Source organism: Pseudomonas sp. PSE1(2024) (assembly GCF_050990555.1).
Classification (GTDB): domain Bacteria; phylum Pseudomonadota; class Gammaproteobacteria; order Pseudomonadales; family Pseudomonadaceae; genus Aquipseudomonas; species Aquipseudomonas aphyarum.
The window spans coordinates 592,389-612,802 of the sequence record NZ_CP158967.1; the positions used below are offsets into that span (position 1 = coordinate 592,389).

Sequence of the window (20,414 nt, forward strand, 5' to 3'; positions counted from 1 at the left end):
AGGGCGGATCAACAGGTTCAGGCGTTGGACAGTGCCAGGGCCTGACCCATCTGTACCGGCGAGCCGGCTTTCAATTCTTCAACCCATTTCACCTGATCCGGCCCGAACAACACGATCGCGGTCGAACCCAGCTTGAAGCGCCCCAGTTCCGCACCTTTTTCCAGATGAATCGGCGCACGGGCGGCCTCGTCGTAGCGGAAGGTTTTCAGTTCGCGCTTCGGTGGCGTGACCAGACCGGCCCACACGGTTTCGATCGATGCCACGATCATCGCGCCCACCAGCACCACGGCCATTGGCCCGCGCTCGGTGTCGAAGATGCACGCTACACGCTCGTTGCGGGCGAACAGTTCCGGAACGTTTTCTGCGGTGGTCTGGTTGACCGAGAAGATCCGGCCCGGGATGTAGACCATTTCGCGCAGGGTGCCGGCCAGCGGCATGTGCACGCGGTGGTAGTCCTTCGGCGACAGGTAAACAGTGGCGAATTCACCGCCCATGAACGGCGCCGCATTCGCTGCATCGCCGCCCAGCAGTTCCAGCACGCTGAAGCTGTGGCCCTTGGCCTGGAAGATGCGACCGTGTTCGATCGGGCCGAGCTGGCTGATCGCACCGTCGGCCGGACTGAGGATTGCGCCCGGGGTCTGGTCCAGCGGTCGTGCGCCGTCTTTCAGCGCACGGGTAAAGAAGGCGTTGAAGTGCTCGTAAGCGGTGACGTCTTCAACCAGTGCCTGCGACATGTCCACCTGATAACGCTTGGCGAACCAGGTGGTGAAGGCATTCTTGAACCAGCGCACGCGGCACTCGGCGACGCAGCCGGCCAGGCGCGACAGCAAGTGATGCGGCAACAGGTATTGGCTGATGATAAACAAACGCTCTTTCATGACTGTCCTTAAAAATCCTTAAAGCTCGACGGGGGTGTCGGGGTGGTTGCCCCATTCGCCCCAGGAACCGGCGTAGCCCTTGACCCGCGGATAACCGAGGGCCTTGGCCACCAGATAAGTGAAACCGGACCGGTGATGGGTCTGGCAGTGGGTAATGATTTCTTTGTCTTTGGTGATCCCGAGGTTTTCGAGGATCTGCGGCATGTCGGTACGGATGCGCAGCTGACGCGCCTGATCCATGCCCGCCGTCCATTCGAAATTGACCGCGCCGGGGATGTGTCCACCCTTGGCCGCCAGGACTTTCTCGCCGGAGTACTCCAGCGGCCCGCGAGCGTCCCAGATTGCCAGGTCAGCGGCGCCGAGACGGCTTTGCAGGTATTCGCGGGTGGCGGTCGGTTCCTCGTGCAGCGTCAGGGCAACCGGGCCGCCCGCCGCCGGAGGAATCTGGATCGACATCGGCGAACCTTCCGCCAGCCACGCCGGCAGACCGCCGTCGAGGTAGTGATACTTGTCGTGACCGATCACGTCGAGCAGCCAGATGAAGCGCCCGGCCCAGCCACCGCCTTCGTCGTCATAGACCACGTAGACCGCGTCTTTGCGATGGCCCAGCTCACCGAACAGTTCTTCGAGTTTTTCCTTGCTCGGCAACAGGCCCGGAGCCGGCGCCTGACCCAGCTGGGTGCGTTTCGGATCAACAAAACGTGCGCCGGGAATATGTCCCTCGGCGTAGCGGGCGGCACTGGTCAGATCCACCAGAATCAGATCGCGGGATTCGAGGCGCGGCAGCAGGTCGCTCGGCTCGATCACCAGGGCCAGGCCAGAGAAATCAGACATGTGAGGTCTCCAGAGCACAAAGGGGAAGGATTGTAGCTGTCATTGGCCGCGCTGGCTAAAACTGTGCAGGGCTTTCTCGATGCACTGCGCGGTTTTGCCGAAGGCTTGCACGGTGATGTCGGCGAACGGCCCGCCACCCTGGTCGGCGACCACGATCATGATCACCCGGCCGTTGTTCACCAGCGAGCGCAGGAATAGATGTTCGCCACGGAACAGCGTGCGCAGCGAGGGCGGCAGCAGGGCGGAAAACTGGGCGTTGTTGTCCGGGGTGATGCGTACTTGCGCCTGCTGCGCGAGCAAGCGTTGCAGCACCGAACTCTGGCTGACGACGAAATTGAGCGCAGCGGCTTCCTTCGGCAGCCCCGAGGTTTGATGGACGCGCAGATTGGCGTGGCTGCGGTCGGCCATCAGGATCATCACCCGGCGCATACCGCTGGCGACCAGCGCATCGCGGGCGGCGACGGTCAGGCTCATGGCATTGGTGAAGCGGCTTGGCACAGCCAGCAACTCGGCGCATTGCCGGCGCCACTGGGTCAGGTCTTCAGCGGAAGGCGCCGCAGCCGGGAGCATTCCGGCGGGCAGGCGACGGGTGCCCCACGGCCACAGCAGCGAAACCGCCGGGTGCCACAGGTCCGGCATGGAATGATGGCGAGCGCTGACGGCGGCCTGTTGGTGCAGCTGCTGTTGCACCTCGTCCATCGAGATTTGCAGGTAGAGGCTGGTCAGGAATTGCCAGCGCTCACTGTGCGGACTGTCCCAGGCCTGTTGCGCCGAGAGCGCCAGACCGTTGGCCAGCAGCACGGTGTTGGCCGGCTGGTTGAGCCAGCGGCGCAGGGTCGGGTCGTCGTCGAGGCGGTTTTGCTGGCGCAGCGGATGATCGACGTCGCGGGCAATGCGCAGGACTTTGACCAGTTCGCGCTGCTCGGTCAGCAGCAGGCGATAACCTTGCTGGACCCAGATCGGCAGACGCCAGGCTTCGACCAGCGCTTCGCCGATTTTCAGCAGGCGCACACCGAATAGCTGCTTTTCCACGACTCGCGCTGATTCGCCCTTGTGGATAACCCGCACTTCCCACTCTTCAAGCAATTTGGGAAAGGTCAGCGCCAGCGGCCACAGCGGCGACAGAAACAGCAGGCTGCCCCAATGAATGTCCTGCCACAGGCGCGCGAGACGGCTGGCGAAAAAACCGTTGGCCTGTTGCGTGGCGTGCTGGCTGATCATCTGCAACTGGCGCAGGGCCTGGGGGATCTGTGCGGCAGGTTCGGCGGGCAGGCGAGCGAGCAGTTCTTCGGTACGGCCAAGGCCGAGACGATTGATCGCCACTTCGAGGTTTTCCGCAGGCGCGGTCATGTTGCCGTGGGTGTGGCGGTTGGCTTCGCGGATGATGCTCAGGGCCAGCGCCGGACTGTCCTGCATCAGGTCGGCGATGTCGCGCAACGAGCTGCGGTCATCGCGAATCGCCCGGCAGACCCGGTCATGGGCGTCTTGCGGCACCGGCAGGCGAACGCTGTCGAGCAGCTTCACCCAGCCATCGAGTGTGGTCGGTTTTACGTGTGGGACGTTCGTTTCATTAGCCATGTCTGGACGAGATCTTCACTGACTGTAGACGCGCCCGGCATGGGCTAAATTGGCTTTTCGCCTGAACTGGCTATAGTCTGGCGCAGTTTTGCCGATAAGTAGAAGAAGAGATTTTTTAACTTCCGAATATGACCTTGAACCCGACTTAAATAAGTACTTTCTACCTATGGCTAAAATTATCGGCATCATCGTCGTATTCGCGAGCGTGCTCGGCGGATACGTGCTCTCCCACGGCAAGATTGCCGCTCTGATCCAGCCCTTCGAGGTGATGATTATCGGCGGTGCTGCACTCGGTGCATTCCTGCAGGCCAACCCCGGCTACATGACGATGCACGTGCTCAAGAAATCCCTGAGCATGTTCAGTTCGCGTTTCAGCCACACGTTCTATCTGGAAGTGCTGGGCCTGATCTACGAGATCCTCAACAAGAGCCGCCGCGAAGGCATGATGGCCATCGAAGGCGACATCGAAGACGCCGCCGCGAGCCCGATCTTCGCCAAGTACCCGGCGGTACTGAAAGACGAACGCATGACCGCGTTCATCTGCGATTACCTGCGCATCATGTCCTCCGGCAACATGGCTCCCCACGAGCTGGAAGGTCTGTTCGACATGGAACTGTACAGCCTGAAGGAAGACCTCGAGCATCCGTCCCACGCGGTGAACGGCATTGCCGACGCCATGCCGGGTTTCGGTATCGTCGCGGCGGTACTGGGTATCGTGGTGACGATGGCCTCGCTGGGTGAGGGCGATCAGAAGTCCATCGGTCTGCACGTAGGTGCGGCACTGGTCGGTACCTTCTTCGGTATTCTCGCGGCGTACGGTTTCTTCGGCCCGCTGGCGCACTCCCTGGCGCACGATGCCAAGGAAGAGCTGAACGTCTACGAAGCCATCAAGGCCTCGCTGGTGGCTTCGGCTTCCGGCATGCCGCCATCGCTGGCTGTCGAGTTCGGTCGCAAGGTTCTGTACCCGGCTCACCGTCCAAGCTTTGCCGAGCTGGAACAAGCTGTTCGCGGTCGTTAAGTCATGGAAAATAACCAGCCGATAATCATCAAGCGCGTCAAGCGCATCGCCGGCGGGCATCACGGCGGGGCGTGGAAGATCGCCTTCGCCGACTTCGCGACGGCGATGATGGCGTTCTTCCTGGTGTTGTGGCTGCTGTCCACCGCGACCCCGGAGCAGAAGATCGCCATCGCCGGTTACTTCAAGGACCCGGTCGGTTTCTCCGAGAGCGGCACGCCGTACATCATCGATCTGGGCGGTACGCCGACCCTCGCGCCGGAAAACACCCTCAACCCTGAAGTGAAGTCTCAACCGCAGCCGGACAAGGTCACGGTCGACACGGAACAGGTTGAAGGCATGGCCGAGCAGGTCGAGAAGGAACGCCTGGAACTGCTGCTGCAAGAACTGCAGAACAAGGTCGACGAGAACCCGCAACTGCAGAAATTCAAGGACCAGATCCTGTTCGAGATCACGCCGAACGGCTTGCGCATCCAGATCATGGACGCCGAGAACCGGCCGATGTTCGACTCCGGTTCTGCACGCCTGAAACCGTACTTCGAAGACATCCTGCTGGCCATGGCCGACACCATCAAAGCGGTGCCGAACAAGATCAGCATCAGCGGTCACACCGATGCCAAGCCTTACGTGGGCAATGGCGACTTCGGCAACTGGGAGCTTTCGGCCAACCGTGCCAACGCCGCCCGGCGTGCACTGGTGGCGGGCAGTTATCCGGATGCTCAAGTGGCGCGGGTTGTTGGTTACGCCTCGTCGGCGCTGTTCGACAAGGAGAACCCGTTCAACCCGGTCAACCGCCGCATCGACATCGTGGTGCTGACCAAGAAGGCCCAGGCGGCCATCGAAGGTTCGCAAGGTGCCGACCCGTCGCAACCGGCAGATCAAGGCCAGAACGGCGCCGCGCCGGCCACCCCGGTCGACCCGAACGCCTTGCCGGCGGATCAGCAGCCGGTACCGGCCCACGAGTTGCGCGAACGGCTGAACCTGTTCGACGACCCGCTGCCGAAACCGACCGAGCCGGGCGCAGCGGCACCAGCCCCGGCACCAGCTCCGGCGCCTGCTGCACCGGCCGCTGCTCCGGCCCCCGCGCCGAAACAGTGATGTCTAGTCCTGAAATAGGTTTACACCTGTTTCACCCTAACGCCCGATGCACCGCATCGGGCGTTTTGTATTTTAAGGACAGGTGCGGGCGCTCCTGGTTGTAGATCAAGATCGCCTCCCGCACCATTTGCTCCGCTTGCGCCAGGTCTGTTGGCCGATGGAGCAAAAGCTCTGTCTTCAAGATGCCATTGACCCGCTCTGCCAAGGCGTTTTGGTAGCAGTCGTAGCCATCAGTCATTGAGCACGTAATGCCATGCTTGGCATGGAGCTTTTGATAAAGCGCCGAGCAGTACTGCACACCTCGATCCGAGTGATGAACCAGTTTCTGGCGTGTTCGACGCGTCTTCAAAGCCATGCGCAAGGCTTGAGCCACCGAGTCGGCATGTAAGCTGCCATGCACGTGATAGCCGACTATTTTTCTCGAGAAGGCATCCGTCACCAGACTCAAATAGACCGGATCGTCACGCTTGGTGGACAGATAAGTGATATCGGCTACCCAAACCTGTTCCGGACCGGTAGCGACAACTTGCGATGGGCCTGGTTTGAGCAGATTGGGATGGCAGCGGAAGTGATGATGACTGTCGGTCGTTTTGTGATAAGCCCGCTTCCTGCGGACCAGTTGGCGGTGATCACGCAAGACAGCCAATAACCGATCGCGGCCGACATGCAGCTCCTGTTTCTCACGCTCCGCGTGCATCAACGAGTGCAATTTGCGGGCGCCAATGCAGGGTTGGCGTACTCGGATTGTCTGCACAAACTGGATGAGTTTCTGATCTTGCTCGATGCGAGCCCGATAGACGCGATTACGTTTGTAAAAGGCTTGGCGACTGATCCCCATAAAATGGCAAGCCCTGCTGACACTCAGGGTTTGGGTCTGCGCAACGACTTGCCGGGCCGCTTTTTTACGACAGAGACGCCGTAGTCGTTCTTCAGCACATCCACCACGTCTTCAAAAAACTTGGCTTTCTGATTCGCCAGCGCCAACTGCTCCTCAAGCTCTTTGATTCTCTGCTCGGGAGTTAAGGGCAAAGTGGGCTCGTCCATTGGTCGGTTCCTTTGGGAACGAATGGAGGCGCCTTGGCTCCAGTCTTGCCGACCATGCTTGCGTAACCAAACCAACACCGTCGACCGACCCTGAATTCCGTAGCGCCGTTGAGCCTCTTTATAACTCAACTCGCCTTTTTCGACTTGGTCGACAACCGACAATTTAAAAGTCAGCGTGTAATCGCGTTGACTGCGTTTTGCGCCCGAATCCATTGCACCCTCCTGATAAGAAGCCAGAAGGTGTAAACCTTATTCAGGACGAGACATGACCCACAAAAAAGCCGCGAGATGATCGCGGCTTTTTTGTGTCTGGCTATTTTAAAGCCTAGTAACCGTTTTCCGGCAGGCTGGCGATGATCGAGCGATAGCTATTCATGCGCTGCTGCTGCACGCGGCCGTCTTCCAGGGCCTTGAGCAGTGCGCATCCCGGTTCGCGGTCGTGTTTGCAGTCGCGGAAGCGGCAGGTGCCGAGCAGGTCGTTGAACTCGATGAAACCAGCTTCGACGTCGGCGCGGCTGACGTGGCCGAGGCCGAATTCACGGATGCCCGGGGAGTCGATCAGTTCGCCGCCGCCGGGGAAGTGGAACAGGCGTGCGGTGGTCGTGGTGTGCGTGCCCTGGCCGGACAGCTCGGACAGCGGGCCGACGCGGGTTTCGACTTCCGGCAGCAGGCTGTTGACCAGCGACGACTTGCCGACACCGGACTGGCCGACGAACACGCTGATGCGCCCGTCGAGCTGTTGCTGCAATTGCTCCATGCCGTTGCCGTGGTGCGCTGAGACTTCCAGCACCGGGTAACCCAGCGTGCGATAGACCGCCAGCAGGGCATTCAGCGCCGGGGCGTTCTGCTCGTCGATCAGGTCGAATTTGTTCAGCAGCAGCAACGGGCGGATGCCCGCGTGCTCCGCCGCGACCAGATAACGGTCGATCAGGTTCGCATGGGGCTCGGGCAGCGGGGCGAAGACGATGACGATCATGTCGACGTTGGCGGCCACCGGTTTGAGCTGGCCACGGCTGTCCGGACGGCACAGCTCGGTGGTGCGCGGCAGTTGCGCGACGATCACGCCGATGCCCTGGTTGCCGGCGCGCCAGACCACTCGGTCGCCAGTCACCAGCGCTGGCAGGTTGGCGCGCAAGTGGCAGCGGAAGACCTGGCCGGCCAGTTCGCCGTCAACGGCCTCGACCTCGACCTGCACGCCGAAGTGGGCGATCACCAGGCCGTGCTGTTCCGGGCCCAGATCGCCGCCTTCGAGCGCCTCGACAGCCGAGGACTCGCGTTTGGCGGCGCGGGCGGCGCGCTCGCCCTGAATCTTTTCGATGCGCCAGTTTTGACGACGATTGAGTTGGCGTTTGGCCATGGGTGTTCCGTCTGAAGAATGCAGCGATTAGGTAAAACGGCCGCGAGTTTAGCACGCCCGGCAGGCTGCCTAGGCTAAACTGCGCAGCATTGCTCAGGAGCCGAAATATGCAAAACCCGCAGAATCTGATCTGGATCGACCTCGAAATGACCGGTCTGGATCCGGAAAACGACGTGATCATCGAAATGGCCACCATCGTCACCGACAGTGACCTGAACACCCTGGCCGAAGGCCCGGTGATCGCCATTCACCACAGCGACGAAGTCCTCGCCCGCATGGACGAGTGGAACACCCGCACTCACGGCAACTCGGGCCTGACCCAGCGCGTGCGTGAAAGCCGCGTGAGCATGGCCGAGGCCGAAGCCGAAACCATCGCGTTTCTGGAAAAGTGGGTACCGAAGGGCAAGTCGCCGATCTGTGGCAACAGCATCTGCCAGGATCGTCGCTTCCTTTATACCCACATGAAGTCGCTGGAAAGCTACTTCCACTACCGCAACCTCGACGTCTCCACACTCAAGGAACTGGCCGCGCGCTGGGCGCCGGACGTGCGCGACAGCTTCAAGAAGGGCAGCACCCACCTGGCGCTGGACGACATCCGCGAATCCATCGCCGAGCTGCAGCACTACCGCAAGCATTTCATCAAGTTCTGAGATCGGCACCCACGCCGAGGTGCCCTCTTTTGGTGCCTCGGCGAAGTGAGTAGACTGCGCGCCTTCCTGCCAGGATCGCCACCATGTTGCTGATGCTCTACCTCGTCGCCATTACTGCCGAAGCCATGACCGGCGCCCTGTCTGCGGGCCGTCGCGGCATGGACTGGTTCGGCGTGGTGCTGATCGCCTGCGTCACGGCTTTAGGCGGCGGTTCGGTGCGCGATGTGCTGCTCGGGCATTACCCGCTGACCTGGGTCAAACACCCGGAATACCTGGTGCTGACAACGGTCGCCGCGATGATCACCGTGTTCACCGCACGCTGGATGCGGCACCTGCGCTCGCTGTTTCTGGTGCTCGACGCGGTCGGTCTGGTGGCATTTACCCTGATCGGCTGCATGACTGCCCTTGAAATGGGCCACGGCATGCTGGTGGCCTCGGTCAGCGGCGTGATCACCGGGGTATTCGGCGGCATTCTGCGCGATATCTTCTGCAACGACATCCCGTTGATCTTCCGTCGCGAACTGTATGCCAGCGTCTCGTTCGCTGCGGCGTGGTGCTACATGCTCTGTCTGTTCCTGAACGTGCCGAGCGAGCAGGCGATTCTGATCACGCTGTTTGGTGGCTTCCTGTTGCGTCTTCTGGCGATTCGTTTCCACTGGGAAATGCCAAAGTTTGTCTATAACGACGAGCATTGAAACCTTGCGCAAATGAACCCATAGCTGGTCTGCCAGCAAATGACTTCTTTGCTATCTGGATTGTCCGGGGCGGCCGCGTTACGTTCTTCGAGAGCTTTTTTCTTTGGATTTACATTTTATGATGAATGTATCTCGAAGTTAATATGGCCGATTTTTTAGAATTGCCGATTCTGTATTGGTTTTAGCTACAGGTTCTTACACTTAACTTTTTGCCGGTTTGGGGTTGCATGTTATTCATGGCTTACTTCGTTTTTGCTTTGCGAGGTATGGAATGACATCAAGCACAAGGAGTAAAAGTATGAGTGAGCTTAACGAAGTATCAGGAAATCAGTTGGCCGGTCCTGGAAGACTGGACAGTATTGACTTGAAAGTGAAGTTGAATTCTTCCTCGTCCACGCGAAATAAAGTGCTGTACGGCAACGGCCGCATGCAAGTAAAGGTTCAGGTGCTGGTGTCAGGTTATGATGAAAACGGGGATCGCATTCTGGTTCCAGGAGACGTCATGAATACGGTTGAACTTATTCACTACAACACCGGGAGAGCCTTGCGCGACGGCTGGAGTGCCAGTATCGATCAAGGTCGATATACGCTGGAAGCGCCAGTGATTAAGGATGAGCCGGATAACGGTATCCATCCGCAAGTGCGCACATTCTGGGTATCGTCCTCGGGTAGCGGCTCGACGCAAATCGCGGCAAGCGTTTTTTTGAACGGAGTGACTATCCGAAGCAATGCAACCGGTCTTTCCGGTTTTCAGGACAGCAGTGTCACTCTGGACGCTCAGGTGCCGGTTACCTATTCGGTCGACCAGTTTCGCTGGACTTCGACCAGGCGCGGCAATGAGGAGCCGGGAAACCGGATCTGGAACTACTATCTCGGACTTGTTTATCAGGGACAGCAGATCAATCTGGTGGACTGGGTTGCTTCAAAAGGTACGGATGATGTCATGTTTGCCTATGGTAACTGGGTACATGCGTGGAAAACCAACTATCTGAAGGGAGTCATGGTAAGGCCGAACAAGACTGATATCACTGTGGCGCTACCTGTTAATGACAATACTTTTGTAAATTATACATTTCGAGATCACGCTCTGGATTCTTCGTCAAAGACCAAAGAGTATGTCGTGATAGTCAATGATCGTCACGGCGAGTTGACCGTCGTGCAGGCGCTTTCCGAGTTTGCGTACACTGCGGCAGATTCCAGCGCCGATGGCGTGTTTCCGTTTGCCGTAATCGATCAATATGGCACAGAGCACAAGTTGGCCATTCGGACCGACTCTGAAAAGCGTGAGTTCTTTCTGGAACGGGGATAAGTCCGCGGCGAGTGCAGTCACTGCTTGAGTTCTTTTCGTCGAGACCTTGCCGATTAAAATACAACGGTGTCGACTCCTGTATTGGTTGATGGTGAGCGTGGCAGCGCGCAAGTCTGATGTCGCCCGATTTGTTTTACGGTTAATGCAGCCGTTTTTTCGCAGTTTTAAATGATTGCGGAAAAGCGGTTCTTTATTGTGCGTAATTGATTCGATTTTGAAACAAATGACAGGATGTTATTTATGAGTAACCACTCTCCGGAATCCGTGCATTCGAATGCTTTCAATTTTGGTGATTTTGTAGCCGGCGGGGTCGATCCCAGAACCGGCGTTTATACCTGTTCGTTATCCCTTGGGTCTATTCAGTCCGTCGATCTGAATGGCCCTTCATTCAATCTTGCGCTGAATTTCAATCCCTTGAATTCACACAATGCCGGTTATGGCGCCGGCTGGTCCTTGTCGATCACCCGTTATGACTTGCGCAGCAGAGTCATGACGTTCTCCAGCGGCGAGAGCTATAAAGCTGTGGAGTCGCGGGGAGCCTTGCATTTCAAGGAAATGAAGCTGGAAAGTGCCAAGGTTCTGAAAACTGCTGATGGACGATACGAGATCCGATACAAGGATGGTCGACGTGAAGTGCTCAAGGTCCATGGGGCGACTAACATCGCGGTTCCCGAGACGATATTCGCAGCCAATGGCGTGAGTATTTCCCTGAAGTACAGGACGTTCAATGAGCAGCCGATGCTGATCGAGATCAGCGACTTCCAAAGAACGTTGCTCAAGATCGCCCGCAAAGACACAAGGGTGATTCTGACCCGGCATCCGGAGACGCCCTCCAGCGCTGAGTTTGCTCTGACGCTCAGAAACAATCAGGTCAACGCCATCGATTTGCCGGAAGGTGGGGGCTGGAAGCTGCAGTACGCAGACGGTTATCTGACCCGAGTTGAATCGCCCCTGGGTGCCGTGGAAAACATTCGCTACAAGGAAGTCGGCCATCGATTCCCGACCGTCGGGGGCGATCAAAGCCTGCCGTGCGTCATTGCCCACGATATCTACGCCAGACACGGGCAACCGAAGGTCAGCAAGATTTACACCTACTCGGACCATAATTACCTTGGGCACGGCGTTGCAGCGGATCCCCAGGACGATGGCGATCCTCTTTTCCGCGCCGTGGGGGGCTATCAGTATTCCAGCGAAGAGCGGCTGATTGTCGGGAGCACAGTCCACACCCGCATCAAGCGAACCTACAACAAGTTCCATTTGTTGATTTCCGAGGTGACCACTTGCGGTAATGCGCAAACGTCGGTTTCAACCCGATATTACTGTGACGTAAAGCTACCTTTCACTCAGCAACCTGCGCAGTTCCGGATGCCTCAAGTCCAGACCCTGACTTACGAGGACCTGACGACAAAAGAGAAGCGTTCCGAGACCTCTGTCACTGAATACGATGCCATCGGCAACCTGCTCAAACAGGTTGGGGTGGACGGGGTGACAACGCAGTTTGAATACTATCCGGCGACCCAGACTCCGGATTGTCCGGCAGATCCGCTGGAGTTTGTCCGCTTCCTGAAGCAGAAAACCGTGGCCCCCGCGACGGGTGGCGGTGCGTCCACCGTCACACGTTACCGCTATGCCTTACTCCCCATGCTCGAGGGAGGGACGCTGGCCAGTGTGGTGCCTGTCGAGGAAAACTTCTTCGAGTGGGTCGCAGATCGCGAAGTCCATCGTTCGACCATTGCGCTGACTTATCTGGAAACGCCGGACAACCCGCTTACACACGGCCTCTTGAAGCAGCAGAAGGTCACCCGTAACGGCACGACGACTTGTATCAACTATGCCTACGCGACTGACGATTTCTCCCTGAGGCTGAAGACAACCTTGCAGGGTTTCGACGGTACCGCGAGTTCGACCGAGCAAACGCTTTCCACCCTGAGCGGTTTGGCGCTGTCAGAGCGCGATGCCGACGACAGTGTGGTTACATTCGAATACGACAAGCTCGGGCGTCGTGTCCGCAAGACGCTTGTCTCTGGCACGGCGCATGTCGCGTCGTACCAATGGCGTCACGAAACGGCCAAGGTAGACGTGCCGGCCACGGTGGTTCTGACCGATCCGTCGGGAGGTATGCAAAAAGTTACCTACGACGCGTTGGGGAGGGTCATCGGCGTTGAAGAAATGGATTGTGACAACCCGGATCCGGCAGGTGCATTTCCAATGCGAGTGTTCTATGCCGCGCTCCATGATCAGGTCGGACGATTGACTGAGCAGACCCGCACCGATTGGTGGGACGGTGTTGCGCGCCCTGTGAAGTCGCAGCTGTTTTACGATAACTGGGGTCAGGTCAAGGAGACTCGCCATGCCGACGGACGAGTCGAGTACAACGAGTTCGATCCGGTGAAGCGCCAGCGCAAGCATTGGCAGCAAGGCCTGGGTAAAACCGTCACTGTCTTCAATGCCTTCGGCAAGCCGGACAGCCTTGAAGTCTTCGACCTCAAGGCGCAAAGCCTGGGCAAAACCGTCTTTGAGTACGACGGATTGGGGCGCACCATCAGTCAAACCGATCCGGCGGGGAACAAGACCAGTTATGAGTACGATGCGTACGATCGTCTGTTTCGCAGTGTTTTGCCTGACGGGCATGCGGTACAGACCGAGTTTGCCGTCCATAGCTCCGAGGCATTGCCGGTCGCCATCAGGGTCGCCGGGAAACTGTTGGGGCAGCAGGTCTTCGATGGTTTGAACCGGCTGACAGAGCATTCGGTGGGCGGGCGCAAGTCGGTTGCGGTTTATTCGGCCGGCAAGACTCAGCCCGCATCGCACACGAGCGCCGCAGGGGAAACGACCGGGTTTGTCTATTCATCGGGACCGGGTGGGGCCTTGATTGAGCGCAAAGCGCTAACAGGCAGCGGAGTACTCACCCGTTTCACCTATGACGAACGAAACGGCAGAATGGAAAGTTGCGTCGAGCAAGGACGTGAGAATCTGTTCGAATACTTTCCTTCCGGGCGCCTGAAGTCGGAAACAACCCGCTTTGCCGAACGGCGCCAGACGACCTCCCAAACCTACTCGCTGGCGGGGCGCCCTCTGGAATACGTGGACGTGGTGGGCACGCGGCACAAAACCGAGTACGACATCTGGGGGCGCGAAACCTTGCACAGGCAAGGTCCGGTGGAAACTCGATATTTCTATGGCAAGGCTGGTTTGCTTGAGCGGATCGAAACCCGGGATACCCTGTCCGGGCATCATATCTTCACGCACCTGACCTACGATGATATCGGTCGTGAGCTGACCCGCCGTTTCGAAGTCAACGGATTGCCCTCGCAAACACTGAGCTCCAGTTACACCGTGGCGGGCAAGCTGGCGCAGAAGGTTCTCAGACGCGGCTTCATGGTGTTGCGCGATGAGCGGTTCTCTTACGACGCACGCGGGCGAGTCATCCAGTACGACTGTGAAGGGCTCCAGCGACCGCGAGACCCTTATGGCAAGGAAATTATCCAGCAAACATTCACGTTCGATGCGCTGGATAACATTCTCGCCCTGCAAACCACGTTCCCTCTGGGCGTCAACGTGACGACGTTCAGTTTCAGCGAACAGAACCCGGCTCGATTGGTCGGGGTCCAACATTCTCATGCCGACTATCCGGCACCGGTCACCCTGGAATACGACGCCAATGGCCGAATGATCAAGGACGATCAGGACCGCACTCTGGCCTACGACGCCTTTGGCCGCCTGACTCAGGTGATCGATGCACGTGGGGAGCTCCTGCGCGGCTACCAATACGACGGCCTCGATCGGCTGGTTGAGTTGTCGCAACCCGGGAAGTCGGCGGTGCAGCGCTTTTATCACCACGGCAAAGTGAGCAGCGAAATCAGTGGTCCTGAATCACGCAGTGTCCTGCGACACGGCCGTCTGATATTGGGACAGCAGCAACTGGGAGCGGGTGCGGGCATTCGGCTTTTCGGGGCTGATCAGCAGCAGAGCGTGCTGAGTCGTTCGCATGGCGAACAATCGCTCGACAGCGCCTACAGTCCCTACGGGCATCGGCCAGTCGAGGGAGGCCTGTTCAGTCAGGCGGGTTTCAACGGCGAGCAACTGGATGAAGTCACCGGTCTGTATCTGCTGGGCAATGGTTACCGGGCCTACAGCCCGACACTGATGCGCTTCATCAGCCCGGACAGCCTGAGCCCGCTCGATGCAGGCGGCTTGAATGCTTACGCGTATTGCCTTGGCGATCCGGTTAACCGAGTGGATCCCACGGGGCATGTTTCCTGGCAGTCGATTGCCGGGATTGCGCTGGGGTTTATCGGGAGTATTGCAAGTATCGCGACACTGGGGGCGGCCACGCCATTGGCATTACTGGCCGTGGGACTGGGAGTCGCCTCGGGCGTTACGGCCATTGCCAGCGAGTTGGCGCATGAACTGGATCCGCAATCTTCGGCTGGCGACATTCTGGGTTACATCAGCCTGGGGCTTGGGTTGGCATCTCTTGGCGCCGGGCTGGCGGGTCAGGCTATCAGAGGTGCCAGCAGGTTGGCGGGGGCTTTCAAGTCAGGATTGAGCAACAATCCGCGCGAGGCCGCCAGAGCCATGGCGAGTGGAATGGGGGGGCGAAGCACTTCAGGAACGAGTGCGGGGGCACGAAAATGGACATACAAGACCCAGGGCTTCAGGGGGACGGTGGATGGGCAAAAAACAGGAAGAGGCGCCATTCCCGGTTTTGAAGAGCTTGATGACATTTCAAGGGATAAATTCTTCCGTTTCAAGGATGCAATCAAGGACGCAGGAAAGTCTCCAAGCGAAGCTGCCAATGGGCTTGGGGGCAAGACTTATTACAATGAGATGGTCCCTTTCAAGTCTCCCAATCCGCGTCAACTCCGCGACCCAGGTTACTTCAATGACACGGGTTACACAGAAATCAGACTTAACCAGGCCACGCGCCTGTTTTTCTTTGCGAACCATGACACCCGTACGGTGACCATGCATGCGTTTGGTCATACCGTGAGAGGCGCTTGATGGGCGTGGCATGCCATGGCCGGGAGAGCAACGCTCACTCGTGCTTTTGCCGGACATATTCTGAGGAATGATCCGGTCGCGCCTTCAACGGTTCCAGCAGGAATCGCTGAAGGCGCCTTTTCATTTTCTGGTCAGGCAGTCAACGCGCCGCGGGGTGGCGGTCTGGGCATGCAGGCTCATGCGGTAGACATACATACGACAGCCCGCAGCAAGCGCAGCGGTATGATGGTTTTCTCGAGGGCCAGACAATTCAGGTTTGGCTGACTGACCTGCGCGTTCGATACGGTTCGCGTAGAACTCCGTTATCAGTGCAACCCAATCTCAAGGATGAGAGTTTCATGGCTGACAAATCACCCAGGATCAAACCTGGCTCCAGCAAAATAAATGACTCCGCTGCCGATGGTTCTCATCGGGTGCCCAGCGGGGATTCTCCCCCCTCAGCCCTGCCGCATCGCCCGGATCCGCTACCGTCTCTTTTCCTGCCGGATCCTGTCACGACGGCGCAGATAACCAATCCCAGGCCGAGCGTGGAGCTTTTCGCGATTAATGAAGTGGCGGGAGTTGCCTCGCCCACTTCTTTCGCGGACTACCGGGTGCCCGCCCGAAAAAATCTCGGCGAGGTCGATGCGCAGGGCGTTCGTGAGTTCAAACACCGCCAGTATGTGGCTGTTTCCGACGATCATTTCGTACAAGTGGTTCGGGATGCCGAAAGCGGTCTTTTTCGCGCCACGGTCGCCAGAGAACTCAAGGCTTCCGGTCCGCTGATGGAGCCGGACGCCGAGGGCAGGTACTGGCACCCTATAGCATCAGGGAGCCCGTTGGATCGAGGCGATGCCCCGTCGGGGCTGGCGCGCAGTGTAGATGAGCGTCTGGCAACGTTGTTTCCGACCATGGCCCAGGATGCTCGGACTTCCATGCACCGCGAGCGATTGACGGGTGATCCGCTGCTGGCAGTGGCCCGGCTGGAAGCGCAACACTTCACTCTGGTGAAGGATCTTGGCGCGTGGACCGGGCAGGTGCCGTCCCGGCACCCGGTCACGGGTTTGCCTCTGACAAATACCGAAATTGCTGCGCAGACAGCAAGCCGAGAGCGTTTTGCTCAGGAGCTTCAGGACAATTGGTCCCGGAAGGCAACCAGCGCCAATCCGTACACTCCATCGACGCTGGATTACGATCTCGATGTACTTGGCAGCCTGCCTCGTTTGTCGGCGGATTTCAGCCATGTTCGCGAGTTGAGTCTGACCAGCACTGCCCCGTTGGAAGACAGCACCTTTCTCGCGAGTTTTCCATGTGTGCGGTATCTCACCCTGTCCGGCTTTGCGTTGAAATCGTTTCCCGCTGAGGTGTACCAGATGAGGGAACTGGTGACGCTGACCTTGGACAACTGTGACATACGGCTCAGCGAAGCCAGCGTTGAAGGCCTTGCCCACATTGAACAACTGACACTGTTGGACTTGAGCAACAACCCGCTCGGACTGTCGCCCGATCTCAGATTCATGAGGCGCCTGGACAGTCTTTATCTCTCGGATACAGGGCTGAACGAGGTGCCTGTCGGGCTATTTGAAAGCGAAAGTCTGGCATTTGCCGATCTGCGCAATAACGAAATTGCACACTTGCCAGACGAACTCTTCGAGGTGCCGGATGTTCGGCAAGTCAATTTCAACTTTCGAAACAATCCGCTGGATGAGGCTACGCTGCAGCGAGTCAGTGTCTATATGGAGGCCGCTGGCCTGGACAGGAAAGTCCTGATTCAAGTTGATGGAGAAGGCCAGATGCAGCCACAAATTGCAGCATTCGAGGGTGAGGACAGTGGTGTGGAGAGCTCGTGAAGGAAAGCTTTACGGCTTTTTATCCAGATGCTGGCGCAGTGCCCATTCGACATGTTCTCTAACCAACTCTGACGGATGATCCCGTCGCGCCTGCAATGCTTCCAGCACCGGAATCGTTGAGGGCGCATTCCCCAGCCCCACCGCCAGATTGCGCAGCCAGCGCTCATAACCGGCACGGCGCAACGGCGAACCCTCGGTGCTGCTGAGGAATTTGTCTTCATCCCACAAGAACAGCTCTGCCAGTTCGGCGTTGTCCAGGTTGTGCCGTGGCTTGAAATCGCTTTCGCCGGACGGGCGGGCGAAGCGGTTCCACGGGCAGCAGATCTGGCAGTCGTCGCAGCCGAACACACGGTTACCGATCAGCGGTCGCAGGTCTTCGGGGATGGCGTTCTTCAGTTCGATGGTCAGGTAGGAAATACAACGTCGCGCGTCCAGCACATACGGGCCGACGAAGGCGTTGGTCGGGCAGATGTCGAGGCACGCGGTGCAGCGTCCGCAGTGTTCGGTGCTGTGGGGCTCATCCACCGGCAGGGGCAGGTCGACGAACAGTTCGCTGAGAAAGAAGTAACTGCCGGCCTTGCGGTTCAGCACCAGGGTGTTTTTGCCGATCCAGCCCAGCCCGGCCTGTTCGGCGATGGCCTTCTCCAGCACCGGGGCGCTGTCGACGAAGGCGCGGAAACCGAACGGGCCGATCTCGGATTGAATCCTGTCCGCCAGTTGTTGAACGCGTTTACGGATCAACTTGTGATAATCGCGGCCCAAGGCATAACGCGAGATGTAGGCCTTTTCCGGTTTCGCCAGCAATTGCGCCATTTGCGTGTCGCCCGGCAGGTAGTCCATGCGCAGCGAGACTACGCGCAAGGTGCCCGGCACCAGCTCTTCGGGGTGCGAGCGTTTGCTGCCGTGGGCGCCCATGTAATCCATTTCGCCGTGGTAGCCGGCCTCGAGCCAGCGTTGCAGGTGCTGCTCGTGCTCGGCCAGGTCCAGACCGCTGATGCCGACTTGCTGGAAGCCCAGCTCGCGGCCCCAGTCCTTGATGGATTGGGCGAGGGCAGGCAGATCTGTGGTGATGGCGGACATGAGGCGAGAGAAACCGGAGCTGAGGTGCGTATAATTCTGCCAGACATCGGAGCCCGAAGACGCATGCCGCACACTAAAGATCAATTACCCGACGCGCTGTACCGTGCCGCACAGGTGCGCGAACTCGACGCACGGCTGATCGCCGCGGGCACACCGGGCTTCGAATTGATGCAGCGTGCCGCCCATGCCACGTGGCGTGCACTGGTACGCCAATGGCCGGCCGCGAATGAAATGACGGTGCTGGCCGGGCACGGCAACAACGCCGGCGATGGTTATCTGGTGGCGGCGCTGGCCCACCGTGCGGGTTGGCAGGTTCAGGTGCTGGCTGTCGGCGAGCCGCAGCGTTTGAAGGGCGATGCCGCCGTGGCGCACGCCGAAGCCGTGGCCGACGGCGTCTCGATTGCCCCGTGGGATGTGTCCTGCGAGTTGCGCGGCATCGTCGTTGACGCGTTGCTGGGCACCGGCCTGAGCGGCGAAGTGCGTGAGCCTTATGCCGCTGCGATTGCGGCGATCAATGCCAGCGGACTGCCGGTGGTGGCGGTCGATATCCCTTCCGGATTGTGCGCCGACACTGGTCGTGCGCTGGGTGAGGCGGTGCACGCCGACCTCACCGTGACTTTCATCGGCCTGAAACTCGGGCTGTTCACGGGCGCGGCGGCGGATCACGTCGGCGAACTGCTGTTTAACGATCTGCAGGCCTCGGCCGAAAACTTCAGTGACATTCCTGCCGCCGCTCAACGGCTCAACGCGGTTAACCTGCCGCGTCTGGCGGCCCGCGCGCCGGCCGCGCACAAGGGGCGTTTCGGCCATGTGCTGCTGATCGGCGGCGATCACGGCTTTGGCGGGGCAATTCTGTTGAGCACCGAAAGTGCTTTGCGCAGTGGCGCCGGTATGGTGTCGCTTGCGACCTGTCCGGAACATGTGCCGGCGGCGCTAAGCCGGGTGCCGGAAGCCATGGTGCTGGGCACTTCTTCGGCCAATCAATTGATGGGGCTGCTGGAGAAGGTGTCCGTGCTGGTGGTCGGGCCGGGGCTGGGTCAGACCGGTTGGGGAAGGGCGCTGCTGTCGGCTGCTGCCAATGCCTCGCTGCCGCAGGTGTGGGATGCCGATGCGCTGAACCTGCTGGCCTCCGGTTTCGTCAGTCTGCCCAAGGATTGCGTGATCACGCCGCATCCGGGTGAGGCGGCGCGGCTGCTAGGGATGAGCACCGCCGAGGTGCAGGCCGATCGCCCGGCGGCGGCGCTGGCATTGAGCAAAAAATATACAGCGGTGGTGGTGCTCAAAGGCGCAGGCAGTTTGATTGCTCATCCCGATGGTCGTCTGGCGCTGTGTCATCAAGGCCATCCGGCCATGGCCACTGCCGGACTCGGCGATGTATTGGCCGGTCTGATCGGCGCGCTGCTGGCCCAGGGCATGGACGGTTTCGATGCCGCGTGTCTGGCGGTCTGGCTGCACGCCAACGCCGGTCTGCAACAAGGTAAATTCGGCCGTGGGCTGGCGGCCAGTGATCTGATTCCAGCCATTCGTCAGTTGTTGGAGGAGCATGCACCGTGTCTGAAGTAACCCTGTACCTGGCCGATGAACAGGCCATGAGCGACTTTGGCGCACGCATCGCCCGTATCACCCAGGGCCATGGTCTGATCTTTCTCGAAGGCAATCTCGGGATGGGCAAAACCACGCTGTCGCGGGGCATCATTCGCGGTCTGGGGCACGTGGGGGCGGTGAAAAGTCCGACCTTCACCCTGGTCGAGCCCTACGAGATCGGTGACGTCCGGGCGTTTCACTTCGACCTGTATCGTCTGGTCGATCCGGAGGAGCTGGAGTTTCTCGGGATCCGCGACTATTTCGAAGATGACGCCCTGTGCCTGATCGAATGGCCCGATAAAGGTGCAGGCTTTTTGCCAAAGCCTGACCTGACCATTACCATTAGCCCGCAAGACAGCGGACGTTCGCTGACCATTTTATCCCAGGGCTCGCGCGGCGAGGCCTGGTGTGCCGCTTTGGCATTGGAAACCAATTGAATGATGGGGTTAGGTATGCGCT

Annotated in this window: 14 protein-coding genes and 1 pseudogene; 9 read left to right on the top strand and 6 right to left on the bottom strand. The window is 59.2% G+C overall.

The features are described 5' to 3' along the window. Positions 1 to 17 precede the first annotated feature (17 nt). The 3 genes from asd to ABTV87_RS02590 are packed head-to-tail and all read right to left on the bottom strand — an operon-like array spanning position 18 to position 3,290. On the bottom strand, positions 18 to 878 hold the full coding sequence (gene asd, locus ABTV87_RS02580; protein ID WP_007952166.1) for an archaetidylserine decarboxylase: 861 nt from the start codon (positions 876 to 878) through the stop codon (positions 18 to 20). A gap of 18 nt (positions 879 to 896) precedes the next feature. Beyond that, complete coding sequence (locus ABTV87_RS02585) at positions 897 to 1,712, bottom strand: rhodanese-like domain-containing protein (RefSeq protein ID WP_064379082.1); 816 nt, start codon at positions 1,710 to 1,712, stop codon at positions 897 to 899. Between the two features lie 39 nt (positions 1,713 to 1,751). Further along, entirely contained in the window at positions 1,752 to 3,290 is a 1,539-nt protein-coding gene (locus tag ABTV87_RS02590) for an HDOD domain-containing protein (RefSeq protein ID WP_258712799.1), read from the bottom strand. Positions 3,291 to 3,456: 166 nt separating this feature from the next. On the opposite strand from ABTV87_RS02590, the gene motA reads away from it, so the two are divergent. Both motA and motB read left to right on the top strand, forming a co-directional pair. Further along, complete coding sequence (gene motA / locus ABTV87_RS02595; protein ID WP_007952169.1) at positions 3,457 to 4,308, top strand: flagellar motor stator protein MotA; 852 nt, start codon at positions 3,457 to 3,459, stop codon at positions 4,306 to 4,308. A 3-nt stretch (positions 4,309 to 4,311) separates the two neighbouring features. Continuing rightward, complete coding sequence (motB, locus tag ABTV87_RS02600) at positions 4,312 to 5,403, top strand: flagellar motor protein MotB (RefSeq protein ID WP_127796743.1); 1,092 nt, start codon at positions 4,312 to 4,314, stop codon at positions 5,401 to 5,403. 3 nt (positions 5,404 to 5,406) lie between these two features. On the opposite strand, the pseudogene ABTV87_RS02605 reads toward motB, so the two are convergent. Next, positions 5,407 to 6,660 (bottom strand): annotated as a pseudogene (locus ABTV87_RS02605) (IS3 family transposase). 112 nt (positions 6,661 to 6,772) lie between these two features. Continuing rightward, on the bottom strand, positions 6,773 to 7,804 hold the full coding sequence (gene rsgA, locus ABTV87_RS02610; protein ID WP_123470897.1) for a small ribosomal subunit biogenesis GTPase RsgA: 1,032 nt from the start codon (positions 7,802 to 7,804) through the stop codon (positions 6,773 to 6,775). A 107-nt stretch (positions 7,805 to 7,911) separates the two neighbouring features. Here rsgA and orn point away from each other — a divergent pair, with 107 nt between their 5' ends. The 5 genes from orn (at position 7,912) to ABTV87_RS02635 (ending at position 17,291) form a co-directional block, all read left to right on the top strand. After that, the gene (orn, locus tag ABTV87_RS02615; RefSeq protein ID WP_065258764.1) at positions 7,912 to 8,454 is read left to right on the top strand and encodes an oligoribonuclease; all 543 of its coding nucleotides are present in this window, start codon (positions 7,912 to 7,914) and stop codon (positions 8,452 to 8,454) included. A gap of 83 nt (positions 8,455 to 8,537) precedes the next feature. Beyond that, positions 8,538 to 9,149 (top strand): trimeric intracellular cation channel family protein, encoded by a 612-nt coding sequence (locus ABTV87_RS02620; protein WP_064593093.1) that lies wholly within the window; start codon positions 8,538 to 8,540, stop codon positions 9,147 to 9,149. 298 nt (positions 9,150 to 9,447) lie between these two features. Then, positions 9,448 to 10,458 (top strand): hypothetical protein, encoded by a 1,011-nt coding sequence (locus ABTV87_RS02625; RefSeq protein WP_433898939.1) that lies wholly within the window; start codon positions 9,448 to 9,450, stop codon positions 10,456 to 10,458. A gap of 240 nt (positions 10,459 to 10,698) precedes the next feature. Next, positions 10,699 to 15,462 (top strand): RHS repeat-associated core domain-containing protein, encoded by a 4,764-nt coding sequence (locus tag ABTV87_RS02630; RefSeq protein ID WP_433898940.1) that lies wholly within the window; start codon positions 10,699 to 10,701, stop codon positions 15,460 to 15,462. A gap of 338 nt (positions 15,463 to 15,800) precedes the next feature. Next, positions 15,801 to 17,291 carry a leucine-rich repeat domain-containing protein gene (locus tag ABTV87_RS02635; protein ID WP_433898941.1) on the top strand — a complete coding sequence of 497 codons (1,491 nt, stop codon included), beginning with the start codon at positions 15,801 to 15,803 and terminating at the stop codon, positions 17,289 to 17,291. 9 nt (positions 17,292 to 17,300) lie between these two features. On the opposite strand, the gene queG is transcribed toward ABTV87_RS02635, so the two are convergent. Next, positions 17,301 to 18,371, bottom strand: coding sequence for a tRNA epoxyqueuosine(34) reductase QueG (gene queG / locus ABTV87_RS02640; RefSeq protein WP_433898942.1), 1,071 nt, complete (start codon positions 18,369 to 18,371; stop codon positions 17,301 to 17,303). A gap of 63 nt (positions 18,372 to 18,434) precedes the next feature. Here queG and ABTV87_RS02645 point away from each other — a divergent pair, with 63 nt between their 5' ends. After that, on the top strand, positions 18,435 to 19,934 hold the full coding sequence (locus ABTV87_RS02645; RefSeq protein WP_433898943.1) for an NAD(P)H-hydrate dehydratase: 1,500 nt from the start codon (positions 18,435 to 18,437) through the stop codon (positions 19,932 to 19,934). Continuing rightward, on the top strand, positions 19,922 to 20,392 hold the full coding sequence (gene tsaE, locus ABTV87_RS02650) for a tRNA (adenosine(37)-N6)-threonylcarbamoyltransferase complex ATPase subunit type 1 TsaE (protein ID WP_007950729.1): 471 nt from the start codon (positions 19,922 to 19,924) through the stop codon (positions 20,390 to 20,392). The genes ABTV87_RS02645 and tsaE overlap by 13 nt, the downstream gene beginning before the upstream one ends. Positions 20,393 to 20,414 lie beyond the last annotated feature (22 nt).